This is a genomic window from Sorangium sp. So ce327 (assembly GCF_051530205.1).
Lineage (GTDB): Bacteria > Myxococcota_A > Polyangia > Polyangiales > Polyangiaceae > Sorangium > Sorangium cellulosum_B.
Genome location: NZ_CP150330.1, coordinates 11,263,755 through 11,276,219, shown reverse-complemented (window position 1 = coordinate 11,276,219; position 12,465 = coordinate 11,263,755). Strand labels below are relative to the sequence as shown.

General features: G+C 67.5%; 11 protein-coding genes and 2 pseudogenes. 7 read left to right on the top strand and 6 right to left on the bottom strand.

The genetic code is table 11. The features are described from left to right. Positions 1-50 precede the first annotated feature (50 nt). Positions 51-1,142 (bottom strand): annotated as a pseudogene (locus WME95_RS42330) (vitamin B12 dependent-methionine synthase activation domain-containing protein); the annotation flags it as partial. A gap of 718 nt (positions 1,143-1,860) precedes the next feature. Continuing rightward, positions 1,861-2,130, bottom strand: coding sequence for a transposase domain-containing protein (locus WME95_RS42325; RefSeq protein ID WP_437904937.1), 270 nt, complete (start codon positions 2,128-2,130; stop codon positions 1,861-1,863). Between the two features lie 309 nt (positions 2,131-2,439). On the opposite strand from WME95_RS42325, the gene WME95_RS42320 reads away from it, so the two are divergent. The 5 genes and pseudogenes from WME95_RS42320 (at position 2,440) to istB (ending at position 7,389) form a co-directional block, all read left to right on the top strand. Continuing rightward, positions 2,440-2,640 carry a hypothetical protein gene (locus tag WME95_RS42320; RefSeq protein WP_437904936.1) on the top strand — a complete coding sequence of 67 codons (201 nt, stop codon included), beginning with the start codon at positions 2,440-2,442 and terminating at the stop codon, positions 2,638-2,640. After that, positions 2,627-3,409, top strand: a pseudogene (locus tag WME95_RS42315) (recombinase family protein); the annotation flags it as partial. The gene WME95_RS42320 and the pseudogene WME95_RS42315, both read left to right, overlap by 14 nt. A 646-nt stretch (positions 3,410-4,055) precedes the next feature. Continuing rightward, a complete protein-coding gene (locus WME95_RS42310) occupies positions 4,056-4,976 on the top strand; it encodes a ParB/RepB/Spo0J family partition protein (RefSeq protein WP_437904935.1) in 921 nt (306 codons plus the stop codon). Next, the gene (gene istA, locus WME95_RS42305) at positions 4,973-6,640 is read left to right on the top strand and encodes an IS21 family transposase (protein ID WP_437904934.1); all 1,668 of its coding nucleotides are present in this window, start codon (positions 4,973-4,975) and stop codon (positions 6,638-6,640) included. Before WME95_RS42310 ends, istA begins: the two co-directional genes overlap by 4 nt. Further along, positions 6,544-7,389 carry an IS21-like element helper ATPase IstB gene (gene istB, locus WME95_RS42300; RefSeq protein ID WP_437904933.1) on the top strand — a complete coding sequence of 282 codons (846 nt, stop codon included), beginning with the start codon at positions 6,544-6,546 and terminating at the stop codon, positions 7,387-7,389. Before istA ends, istB begins: the two co-directional genes overlap by 97 nt. A gap of 179 nt (positions 7,390-7,568) precedes the next feature. On the opposite strand, the gene tnpA is transcribed toward istB, so the two are convergent. The 3 genes from tnpA to WME95_RS42285 all read right to left on the bottom strand — a co-directional run bounded on the left by tnpA (position 7,569) and on the right by WME95_RS42285 (position 9,839). Continuing rightward, positions 7,569-7,745, bottom strand: a complete 177-nt coding sequence (tnpA, locus tag WME95_RS42295; protein WP_437904932.1) for an IS66 family insertion sequence element accessory protein TnpA — start codon at positions 7,743-7,745, stop codon at positions 7,569-7,571. 542 nt (positions 7,746-8,287) lie between these two features. Beyond that, on the bottom strand, positions 8,288-8,854 hold the full coding sequence (locus WME95_RS42290; RefSeq protein WP_437904931.1) for a hypothetical protein: 567 nt from the start codon (positions 8,852-8,854) through the stop codon (positions 8,288-8,290). 34 nt (positions 8,855-8,888) lie between these two features. Continuing rightward, positions 8,889-9,839, bottom strand: a complete 951-nt coding sequence (locus tag WME95_RS42285; protein ID WP_437904930.1) for a hypothetical protein — start codon at positions 9,837-9,839, stop codon at positions 8,889-8,891. Between WME95_RS42285 and WME95_RS42280 the strand changes: the two genes are divergently transcribed. Both WME95_RS42280 and WME95_RS42275 read left to right on the top strand, forming a co-directional pair. Then, a complete protein-coding gene (locus tag WME95_RS42280) occupies positions 9,795-10,031 on the top strand; it encodes a Tn3 family transposase (protein WP_437911084.1) in 237 nt (78 codons plus the stop codon). The two genes, WME95_RS42285 and WME95_RS42280, sit on opposite strands and share 45 nt — an antisense overlap. 414 nt (positions 10,032-10,445) lie before the next feature. Beyond that, positions 10,446-10,883, top strand: a complete 438-nt coding sequence (locus WME95_RS42275) for a hypothetical protein (protein ID WP_437904929.1) — start codon at positions 10,446-10,448, stop codon at positions 10,881-10,883. 255 nt (positions 10,884-11,138) lie between these two features. On the opposite strand, the gene WME95_RS42270 is transcribed toward WME95_RS42275, so the two are convergent. Continuing rightward, entirely contained in the window at positions 11,139-12,389 is a 1,251-nt protein-coding gene (locus WME95_RS42270) for a transposase (protein WP_437904928.1), read from the bottom strand. Positions 12,390-12,465 lie beyond the last annotated feature (76 nt).

Below are 12,465 nucleotides of genomic sequence, written 5' to 3'. Positions count from 1 at the left end.
CCGTACCGGCGGCGCTGCCGTCAGCGCCGAACGAGGGGAGAACTCAGGCGCTAGTTTGAAGCGTCGTAGTTGAGGTTCGGGCCGAGCCAGCGCTCGACCTCCGCGACGGTCATGCCCTTGCGCGCGTGGTAGTCGACCACCTGGTCGCGATCGATCTTTCCCAGGCTGAAGTACCGGGCCTCCGGGTGCGCGAAGTACAGGCCGCTCACGCTCGATCCGGGCCACATCGCGAACGACTCGGTGATCTGGATGCCGGTGCTCTTCTCGACGTCGAGCAGCCGCCAGAGCGTGCCTTTCTCCGTGTGATCCGGGCACGCCGGGTAGCCCGCCGCGGGCCGGATGCCGCGGTATTTCTCCTCGATGAGCTCGGCCTTGGTCAGGTCCTCCTGCCGGCCATAGCCCCACTCGTCGCGCACGCGCTTGTGCAGGCACTCGGCGAACGCCTCGGCCAGGCGATCGGCGATCGCCTCGGCCATGATGGCGTTGTAATCGTCGTGCACCGCCCTGAACCGCTCGCACAGCTCCTTCAGGCCGATCCCGGCGGTGACCGCGAAGCCGGCGATGTGGTCCCGGAGGCCGGTCTCCCTGGGCGCGATGAAATCCGCGAGCGACCGGTTCGGCTCGCCGCCCTCCTTCGCCGTCTGCTGGCGCAGGAAGTGAAACCGCTCGAGCACCTTCGCGCGCGTCCCGTCCGTGTACACCTCCACGTCGTCGCCCACCGCGCTCGCGGGGAAGAAGCCATAGACGCCGCGCGCTGTGAGCAGCTTCTTCTCGATGATCGTGTCGAGCAGCGCGTTCGCCTCGGAGAAGAGCTGGCGCGCTTGCTCGCCGTACTTCTCGTGCTCCAGGATCCGCGGATAGACGCCCTTCAGCTCCCACGTGTGGAAGAACGGCGTCCAGTCGATGTACTCGCGCAACGCGGCGAGCGGGAAGTCCTCGAGCACGCGCGCGCCGGTGAACTCGGGCACCGGCACGTCCTCGGCACGCCATTCGATCCGCGTCCGGTTCGCGCGCGCGGCCTCGAGGGAGACGAGCTTGTGCTTCGGCGCCGCGTGGAGCCGGCGGAGCTTCTCGTACTGATCACGAAGTTTTCGGAGTCCTTCTCCGTCGCGACCCAGTAGACCAGGAACGCATCGTTGGGCAGCGTGATATTGAAGCTGGCCGTTTGGCCGGCGTTGATCTCCGCCGTGGGGTCCTGCCCGATGAGCGAATAGGCGCGGTTGGGCCGCGAGTTCTCCACCGCTGCCATGTTGGCCATCGCGCCCATGTCGGCACCGACGCCCCTGTCCACGACGGTGGATTGAGGCGCGGGGCGCTTGCCGAGCTTGATGGGCGGGCGCCTCTTGAGGACCTTCGGGGCGATGCGCTTCAGCTTGGCCTTCGCGTTCTTGGCCTTCGGGCCTTCGCCGAGCTCGTTCAGGATGTCATGCATTGGAACCTCTCTCTTGCTGTTGATCTGCGATTGCTTGCTGGTGTTCCGTGAGCGAGGGCGCTGGTATGCGTCCTGTAGACCCCATCCTCGCGTGGTGCGCGCTGTCGCCGTAGATTCGCGGCGCGATGCGAGAGCAAAAGCAGCCTGCGACGAAGGGTGGCTGGACCCAGCAGCGAGCGGAGGAAACGGCGGTCGACGCCGAGGTCGCCACCCGCGTGCACGGCGCCCGCAGGCGCGCCGCGGCGAAGCCGCGTGCCGCCGATGCCTCGGCCGAGGCCGAGTCATCGACGAGGCGCCGGATGCCACGCGCCGACCGCGCGAGCGTCGACGAGGCGTCACCAGCGCGCCAAAGCCGGCGAGCGGCGCGCCCGGCGGGCGGCAAAGCGGCGTCCGTGCCCGCGACATCGGACGGCGACGCTGAGCAGCGATCAGCTGGGCGCCGCTGCCGGCGCCCGGGGCCACGGACTGGCCGCGAACCGCTGCCGAGCGTCGGCGTTCTCGAGGGTCTGCTTCCAGGACTTGGGAGCGAGCTCGATGATCCGCTCAGGCGGCCAGGTGGGCAGCAGGATCAGCACGTCGCGCAGGTAGGCCCAGGGCTCGATGCCGTGCAGCGCACAGGAGGCGATGAGCGACACGATGGTGGCGTTCCACTCGGCACCGTCCTTGCTGCCCACGAAGATCCAGTTCTTCCTGCCCACGGCGACGACCCGATCATTCTGCCCATGTCGACCTGCGCTGCGTGGTGCACTACCGGTGGCACCCGGCCTATGGCGAGCGGGTTCAGGTGGCCTACCGTGAGCACCGCCAAGGCGAACTCGTCGCCGTCTGCGAGATGGGTGACGGTACGCGAGAGGTCCTGCCTGCTTGGATGCTCGACCGCGCCGCTTGCGCGCGGATGAGCTTCGGCGCCGCTCGGCCAAATGTTCGAGCGTTGATAAATCTCCGTGCCCTGCTCGACGACCTCGGTTTCCGCTGCGCTCCCGCAGCATCCGGCCATGGTTCGACCGATGACCAAGAGGGGAACCATGAAGCCGAGCCAAGCGCCGCTGCCGCCATCGACAAGAACGCCGCCGCCGACGTTGAGCCGGCGACCATGCCTGCCGCCCGATGCTTCCGTCGAGAGCGTCGAAATTCTCGCAGAAATCCTCCTCAGCGCGGCTGCCAGCATGCGCCGCGAAGTGCAGGAGGTAAGCGATGAAGCCAGTTGACCTTCCGCAGAGCGTGTTAGAGCGTCGTGCCGTGGTCTACGTACGGCAGTCGACAGGCGTGCAGGTGCACGACAACCAAGAGAGCCTGCGTCGGCAGTACGATCTCGCCGAGCTGGCCCGTTCGTATGGGTTCCGCGATGTAGTCACCATTGATACGGACCTCGGTCGTTCCGCCAGCGGTACGACCGAGCGGCCCGGATTTCAGGCCTTGGTGGCCCAGATATGCGAAGGAGGCGTTGGAGCTATCTTCTGCTTGGAAGCTTCCCGCCTCGCCCGCAATGGTCGCGACTGGCACCACCTTCTCGAGCTTTGCGGCCTTGTGGGGTCCCGGGTGATCGACGCCGAGGGCGTGTACGATCCGAGCCATCCCAACGATCGGCTGCTGCTTGGGCTCAAGGGTACCATGAGCGAATTCGAGCTCACGGTGATGCGCCAGCGCTTGGTCGAAGGAGCTGTTTCGAAGGCACGCCGAGGCGAGCTCCGCGTCGCGGTGCCGGTCGGGTACGTCTGGTCGAAGGAGACGGGACTGGACCTGGATCCGGACCGCCGCGTCCAGGAGGCTGTCCGAACGGTATTCCGCCTCTTTTCTCGGTTGGGCAGTGCGCGGCAGGTGCTGCTCACGATGTGCCGCGATCATATCCTCTTTCCGCGCCCCGAGGACCCCAAGCGACCGGGCCGTCTAGAATGGAGGGCGCCGGCATACCGCAACGTCATCGCTATATTGCAAAGCCCGTTCTACGCCGGCGCTTACGTCTACGGAAAATCCGAGCACTTTAGCGGCGCCCTCCCGGTGATCCACCCCACGGCGCGATCATGATCCACCGCGCCGCCTGCTGACGCCTGCCGCGCGGCGCGATCGTGATCCACCCCCGGCGGCGCCGCCGGTCCGGAAAGGCGGCCCACCGTCGCCCGTCGGGGACGCTGCGCGAATGGCAACGCGCAGGCGATGCTCGGAGTGTCGAAGGACGTTCACGCCGTCGGCGAAGGCGCAGACGACGCAGCGGGTCTGCGGCGCGACGTGCCGCGCAGCGCGGGATCGCAAGCTGGCGCGGGCGCGGAGACGCTGCGAGGTCGTCGAGCACCGGGCCGAGGAGCGACAGCGGCAGCAAGCGAGCCGCGCGCTCCGCAAGGCGGCGACATGTCACGCGCCAGCTTCGGCGGCTAAGTCTGCGGAATTGCCGGAGGAAATCGTCCGTCTGGTGGATCACGCGCTGTCGCTGTCACGCGCCACCTTGATGCGCGATCTACGCAGGAAACTGCCGGGTTTGATGCAGCCATCTGGCAACGACCCGGCGCCTGTCACGCGCCAGCTTGGTCGCGCAACCGCTGGATAGAAAAGGAGAATTCGTCGTAGATCTGGCGCGCGTCACGCATGACCATCGCCTCGAGTGGCCAGGCGGTGGTGGAGTCCGGGCGTGCAATTCCCCCACGACGAGGAGCAGCCCATCGAGCTCGCCGAGCTCGGCGACCGCCTCTCCGCACTGCGGCTGTGCGAGGCCTCGGCCCTCGAGGCCATGCGTCGGTCGCTCGCGCGCTACGGTCAGCTGACGCCGCTGTGCGTGTTCGCGAAAGGCGGGCGGCTTCAGATCATCGACGGCTTCAAGCGTGTGCATGCCGCGCGCACGCTGGGCTGGAGGACGCTCCGCGCCAGCGTCTCTGACGTCGACGCGCTCGGAGCCAAAGTGCTCCTCGTCGCACTGCACGAGCGACGCGGGCTCACCGAGCTGGAAGAAGGATGGCTCGTCCGGTCGCTCTATCGCGAAGATGGGCTGTCGCAGCCGGCGATCGCGCAGCGCCTCGGCCGCCACAAGAGCTGGGTCTGTCGCCGCTTGCTGCTGGTCGAGGGCCTGGACCCAGCCGTGCAGGCCGATGTCCGCTTGGGTCTGATCTCCCCTCGGGCCGCCGTGGTCGTCGGGCAGTTGCCACGTGGCAACCAGCACGACGCGGCGGGTGTGGTGATTCGTCGCGGGCTGACCGTGCGCCAGACGGAGCTGCTGGTGACCGAGCTGCTCGAGTGCGCCGACGACGCCGCGCGGGCGCAGCAGATCGCGCGCCGGATGGAGGGCGCCCTGCCCGGGCCACGCAAAGCAGCGCGCCCGACGCGGGCGGCGCGCAACGAGGCGGACTGGATCTCGGCCGACGTCCGCACGCTCTGGCAAGCCGCGGCGCGGCTCGAGGCACGGCTGCTCGCCACGCCGCTCGGGTCCTTGGGGCCCGAGGCCGCGGCGCTCATCCACGACGGCTTGGTCGCGCTCAGTCCAGTCCTGACCGCCTTGCAACGCACCATCGACCGCGCCTGCGGCGACAAGGCCCCTTCTGAAAAGGACGCAGCATGACCGCGGCATGGCATACGCGCGAGGAGCTCGTGCATCAGCTGGTGACGCTCGCACGACAAGGCCTCTCGCGCCGTGCGCTCGCGCGCGCCCTCGGCATCAGCCGCAACACCGTCAGGGGACTGCTCGCCATCCACGCAGCGTCGCGCGAGGCCGCGCATACGGCCTTGCCGCCGCGACCGCCCCGCGTGCCGCGCGCGGCCAAGGTCGATGCGTTCGAGGCGCGTGTCCTCGCGTTGCTCGCTCTCTACCCCGACATCACCGCGCAGCGCGTGTTCGAGACGCTGCGCGAGGAAGGGTTCGACGGCGGCTACACCGCCGTCAAGAAGCGCGTTCGCGCCCTGCGTCCGGCGTCTCGCCCTGCACCGAGCCTCGCGACCCCAGAGTACGGCCCCGGCGAGATGGCCGAGAGCGACTGGTCTCCCTACGAGATCACCTTCTCCGACGGCCGGCGAGAGATGGTGCAGGCCTTCTCCTACGTCCTCGTCTCCTCGCGGCGCAAGTTCATCGAGCTGTACCGGCAGGCCGATCTCCACGCGCTCATGGACGGCCACGTGCGCGCCTTCCAGCGCTTCGACGGCTGCGCGCGCGCCTGCAAGTACGACAGCCAGAAATCCGTCGTCCTGCGCTGGGAAGGACAGCAGCCCATCTACAATCCTCGCTTCCTCGCCTTCGCCGCCCACTACGAATTCCGGCCGGCCGCCGTGCGCGGCAACCCCAACGCCAAGCCGCGCGTCGAGCGCGGCTTCTGGGAGCTCGAGCGCTCGTTCCTCAACGGCCGCTCCTTCACCGGCTTCGACGACATGCGCGCTCAGCTCGCGCGATGGCTCGACGCCATCGCCGACCAACGGCGCCATCATGGGCTCACGCCGCTCGACCGATTCGCTCAAGAGCGCGAGCACCTCGTGCCACTGCCGCGCCACCCCTATGACACCGCCCGCGTCGTCTACCGCATCTGCAGCATCGACGGCTTCGTCGCCTGGGACGGCAACCAGTACGCCGTGCCCTACGAGCACGTCACCGACATCTTGCCCGTGCGCGTCACCCAGCAGGAGCTGTTCGTCTACGCCGCCGATCTGAGCTGCGTCGCGCGCCACCCGCTCGCCCCTCGCGGCCGAGGGCTCAAGCTCGACCCGGCCGGTCTGCACCCGCCTCCACAGCGCAAGAGCCCGGTCGATCTCGACATGCTCCGCGTCGCCTTCGACAGGATGGGCGAGCACGCCGCGCGCTTCTTCCACCTCATGAGCGCGGGGCCGCCTCGGTTGTGGGGCCATCAGGCGCGCCAGATCCTGCTCTTGCGCGAGCGCTATGCCACCGCCGACCTCGACGCCGCGCTCGGCCACGCTGCCGCCTTCGGCGCCCTCGACTTCCGCGCCGTCGAGCGCATCCTCGCCGCCCGGGCAAACCCGCGCTCGCTCGATGAGTACGTCGCCGAGCACACCGTGCGCCGCATCGCCGAGGCGCTCGGCGAGGTGCGCACGGCGCCGCGCGACCTCACCGAGTACGACCGCTTGCCCGGCATCGCTCTACCTTCCGGCGCCTCGCGCGCCGGCGACAAGGAGACCCTCCCATGCCCAAACGAAACGGCGGCGGGCGCGACGACTCGCCCGCCGGCAGCGACCCCGTCATCGAGCGACTCCGTCATCACCTCACCTTCCTCGGACTGACCCATACACTCCATCACCTCGATGAGCTGCTCACCTGGGCCATGCACGAGCGCCCTGCTCCCTCCGCCCTGCTCGAGTACGCCCTCGGCACCGAGGTCGGCTCCAAGCTCGAGGGGCGCATCGCTCGGCGCCTCGACAGCAGCGGCTTGCGCGAGCGAAAGACGCTGGAGGCCTTCGACTGGAACTTCCAGCCCGAGCTCGACAAGTCCCTCGTCCTGGAGCTCGCGCGCCTCGACTTCGTACGCAAGCGCGACGATCTCGTCATCACCGGCAAGAGCGGCACCGGCAAGAGCCACCTGCTCAAGGCCTTCGGCCTGCGCGCCTGCGAGCAGGCGATCGCCGTCCGCTACGCCCGCTGCGTCGATCTGCTCGACGACCTGCACGCCGGCCTCGCCGACGGCACCTACGGCAGGCGGCTGAAGGCCTGGGCGCGTCCCGAGCTGCTCATCATCGATGACGTCGGTCTCGGGCAGGTCAAGAAGCGCGACGACGAGCCCACGGCCGCTCATACCCTCTTCAACCTCATCGACTGCCGCCACGGCCGCCTCGCGACCGCCGTGACCTCCAATATCTCCCTCAGCGACTGGGGCCGCTACCTCGGCGACACCACCGTCGCGATGGCCATCCTCGACCGCCTCGCCATGCACGCCATCCGCATCGACATCGACGGGCCCAGCTACCGCCAGCGCCTCGCCGAGCAGCGGGCCGACAAGCGCTCTGCCGAAAAGGGCGAGCGCGCCGCGACCTGACCTGCCCCTCGTCATCCACTGACCGAGCTACCGCGAGCACCCCGCCGACCAGCGGCCTGGGCGTGCCGGTGAACGCGCCCCGCACCGGGGCGAGCCCGCCGCGGTCTGACCTGCCCCTCGTCGCACCTGGATCACGATCGCGCCGCTCGCGACCAGCACCGCGTGGGGCCGGTGGATCTCTAAAGAGGTCGGAAGTGGATCAGCCCCAGGGCGCCGCTGAAGATCCCGAGTCGGCGGCTCCAGGAGTAGAGCGTCCCGGCGTTGATCCCCTCCTGCTCCGCGAACACGCGGGCGGAGTGCCCGCTCTTATGCCAGCGCGTCACTCGATCGCGCCAGGTGCTTCTGTTCTCGTCCATCGACACCTCCGGCGCAGGGTTCTACGCAGCGTTCGGGCCCCAGGACAGCATGCAGGTCGCCGAACGCATACGGGCGCTGGGACCTCGTCGGCGCGGTGGACGTGGTAGGTCCCGCTGGGGATCACATGGGCGTTCGCGAGCAGTGAGTTGCGCGCACCGTCCTGTGGCAGGAAGCTTACGCCGGGGCCATGTGGCGCGACGCCGGCGCGCTCGACGAGCTCGCGTCCCAGGGCCGCGACGCCGGCAGACCTCGCGCGAGAACAGGACCGACCCGAGGCCGCCCGCGACGGCGCGGGCCGGCGCTGCGCGTCAGGCGGACCGCATGGCCGGTGGATGTCGGCTCGGCCTACACGCCGTCGGCGGGGAGCGGCGCCCGCGAAACGAGCAGGCCGGCGCCGTGTGGGGTTGGTTGGGCTTACTGGTGCTGGTCGGTGGACATCAGGTGCGCTACGAAGAAGCGCCCATTGACGCACCATGCGGGGTGACGGCGTCAACCTCGCGGATGAGGGCACCGCCGGCGTCGAGTGTGCCGAAGAAGCCGATTACTCGGTTGACAGGACTCGGTAGCCCCTGATAAGCGCTGGCGGGATGTATCCGTAGGTTTGAAAATCATCGGGCGTGTCGGCATCGAGACCACCGCTGAAAATAGACAGGTAGGCAAAGCCGAACTGATGGAGGCGGAACACCGAAAGGTTGTCGTCGGCGGGAACGAGCTGATCGTGCTCGAGGTGGATGGTACGAGCACCGGGGGAGAGATTCGCGGCCAGCTTGGCTTCTATACCGCAGCCCGAACCGAACGCGCCTGTCGTCGAACTGCTGTAGTGGACGCATGCCTTCGCGGCCGGCATAAAGTTCCCTCCCGACGGAATGAAGTCATTCGACGGGTGGCCGATGGTGAGCTCGACGTACACATCTGTATAGTCTTCTAGCCCGTCGGTCGTCCAGTTCGGAACCGGGCATTGGAAGCGAGGCTCAGCCCAGACATCGGTGCTGCTGTAAGTATAGCACTCAAAGCCAGAGAACCGGAGAGTTCGCGCCAGAGCATCGGTTGTGGTGGCGGCAACGCCCGCGACGGCAAGAAGTCCCAAAAGAACATTCGTGGATTTCATTCTGCGATCCTGTTGTATTTGATTATGGAGGTTGTTACTTGCAGTTAGAGAACACGACGTGAGTCAGAATTCCTGACGAGGTGGCGTCTTCGGTATTGCCCCTGATTTCTACGGCACAATTTCGTGCGTAGCGCATCTGCGGTATGCGGTTGTGTTCGCGCAAAGCTGTCTCGATGCTCTCCCAGCGAACGCGCGCGACACAGCGCTTGTATTTGCACTCCAACGACTCCACGTCGTACCCCAGCGCCGACGAGAGCGTGCCTAGGTTTTCGCGTAACGCGCTGGCGGCCGATGGCGCCCAGTCGGAATCTTCGGGAGCCCTCTCGAAGTCCCAGAGCATGCGCTTGAACGCTGCGTCGGCGCGTGCGTGCGCCTCGTCCTCGTCCTCGTCCTCGTCCAGGGCCTTCGCGTTATCTGGCTCTGGCGGAGTGGTCGTGGGTAGCGGTGCCGAGAGCACCGGACGCGGACGTTCCGCTGAGTTGTTGAAGCGCTGCGCGGATTGCCGCGGCTTTACCGTTTCGCCCGAAGAGGCGCGCATTTGCTCTTTTGACGGGACAGATGTCAAACCCATCTTGCCCAAACCGAGCACCAATGCGGCGCCGAGGATCAGTGTGGATAAACACAACAGAAGTGCTCGCGTCTTGGACAAGACCTGTCCTCCTCCGGTATCGCTCGCGCCGAATGCTGTGGGCTTAGAGCTTAAGACGTAATTGGAGTCCAGCTTACAATTCTCCCGATAAATTGTCAACAGAATTTTGTTCTCGGCAAAATTCTGACGGCATGGATCCGTGTCGAGCATGCCGCCGGCGTCGCGACGCGGAGCGCGCGCTCGATCTCGACGGGCTGCTCGAGAACGACACGATGGTGAGGCCTCGCCATCACGAAACTGACACCAAGGCCTCACCATGCTCGGCCGCGTGGTGAAGACGGCCTGCACTAGATTCTTCGCTGCCTGCACGAGGCTGACATTCGCGATCGAGTTCATCTTCAGCTCAACCGCGGCGAGTCACGCCACGAGCTTGCTCGTCGACTCTTCTTCGCCAACCAGCGCGCGTTCCGCATCGGCGACCACGAGGAGACCAAGTCGAGCAAGAGCGCGAGCGCGCCACCGGGCTACCGTCGCGTGAGAGCACCGTGTGCGCATCTCGCCGCTCGCGCACGCCCATGTGATCCCTAGAGGGACCGCGCCGACGAGGTTCCGGAGCCCTTGCTGCAGGCTTTGCACGGCAGGGGCCAGGACCCCGTCCAGGCGCGACGCTGGCGCAAGGGGCCGGGGAACTCGTCCTAGTGGACGCCCGCGCGGCCTGGGCACGGCGCCGGGCCAGCCGGCCCCGCTCGACGACGGGTCCGGGATCGCCGGAGGGGTCGCCCCGTACACCGAGGTCACGTGATCTGGCCTTCGCGAATGCCAGTCAGGTCATGGGGACACGTGACAACCAGCGCTCTCTTCGTCACACGTTACATTCATGCTTTAAATTCATTTCCCTCGCCTGGGGTCGACGTTGATCCTGTGTTTAAACACTCTTTAAAGTAGAGCAGAAAATGAAGTCCTCACTCTGGCAGGTTTCGAAACCGGTGCTTCTGTAGGCGCATGAGCTCGCGACGCTGGTACGAGCTCGCGTGCGGGGTGGTCCGCGCGCCGAGCCACGTCCTCGAAGAGTGTTTCCAGATCAACAAGCAGACGCGGTGTCACCTGCGCGCGATCGCACGGCTGCACCCTGAGATCGGACGGCTGTGCGACGAGCTGGAGGCGCCGAGGAACGCCGTTCGAAAGATCGCGCACGCGCCGGGTGCGGCGGCGCAGTGGGAGCGGGCGGCGCAGGTGCTGGGTGCGATCGTGGAGAAGCGCCGGGCGACGGCGCAGCGCCGATCGAGGCTGGAGGCGGCGCGTCTGGAGGCGCTCAAGCGGATGGGACCGCCGATGGAGGGGGGGAAGGTCGCGGGCAGCCTACGGGCCGCGTGGGAGGCGGCGGAGCGCGGGACGCCGGCGATCCGGGGTGGGCAACGCCCTCACCGCGCGGTAGCGTAACCGGTTGAACTTTAGGCGACTGGGGTGGGGTCGAGGTCAAACATGCAGAGCTGGCAGGACCGGGGCAGAGCGGATAGGAAACCATAGAGCTCTCGCCCGTGTCAGCCCCGCGGGAACGGCGCCGGGCGAGCCGTCTATCGCGCATCAAACACCCGCTCGCCCCGTCGCAGGGCCCGCGCGCCGTGCATGGGGTGCAGCTCTGGCTCGACGACCGCGACGTGCGTTCGCCATGACGGGCTCGGGCCGGGTGCCCACCTACGCCGCGTCGAACCCGAACGCCATCGGTTCCCACGTTGGATCGCGCGCGGGTGCTGCCGTTCGGGGCTGCGAGGGCAAGTTCAGATGATCGAGGATGCGGCGCACCACCGCTGAGTCGGTGATCGTGGAAAGCACGCGCATCCTCCGTTCGCATCTCGGGCAGCGGAGCGCATCGAAGCCGAACGAACGCTTCATGAGCACGGCCCACTCGACATAGCGCGACGTTGCGAACAACTCCCCTTCGAGCAGCCGCCCCCGTTGCAAGACCGAGATCAGGGTCGGCTCAACTCGCACCGTGCGCTCGGCATGCGCGAGCGACCTCGCTGAGAGCGCCGGCGGAGCGCACGGCGACGCGGGCGCGGGCGATGCGGGCGCGGGCGCGGCGGGCAGAGGCGCGTGCCCCGCGCACGGCTCAGACTTCGCGGCGCGGGCCGGAGGTCTGGGTGTCACGAGAGAGCGCCACGACGAGCGAGGCGCGAACACGCCATGGTATCTCGCAAGCGGGATCTTCGGCGGAGGAATCAAAGCCGCGAGCCGGGCCATGAACTCCATTGGACTCATGACGCGGTGAGTGCGTCCTCGCCGAGGTGTCTTCAGCAAGTACGCTATACGCCCATCGGGCAGGAGCTCGATTCGATCGAGTGCGAAGGCCGGGCGGGAGCAGTACCGCACGAGCCTCTCGCGCCCCTGATCGTCATCCGCTGCGATGCGCACCGCGCAATGCACGTTGAACCCGTCGCACGCCGCGGAGAAGCGTCGCTCTCGGCGCTCGAAAGCCGCGTCGGAACTGTCCTTGTGCTCGAAAGGCCGCGCAAGATACGCTCCACCTGCGAGTGCGAGCTGGGTACACGCATCGAGCGCGGAGGGCTCGATGGTCTCGTTGCTGCGCTCCTCGGCCGCGCGCTCGTCGAGGTAGCCGCGGCGCCGTAGCCAAAGAAGCGCACGCTCGCGCATCCGTCGCGCCACCTCGCTGACATCGTCCTTTGAAGGCGGCGGCGCATCGTGGAAGCGCACGCCCATGGCGGTCTTCTCGAAAACGCCGTCGATTGCCAGCGTGTGAAAATGGACGTGAACGTTCAATCTCGAGCCGAATCTCTGAGGTAATCCGACCGAGCCCGTCCGTGCGCCGGCGATGCTCGCGAGCCGCGTGGTCACGCGGGCGATCTCCTCCGCGAAGATGCGCTCCATCGCCGCGAGGACGTCGGACCTTTTGGTCGCAAGCGCACGCAGCTCAAACGGAAGCGACATGACCCACTGCCTGACGGGCACGTTGGGGAAGATACGATCGACGAGCGTCGCCGCCTCATTGCACATCCGGCGCGAG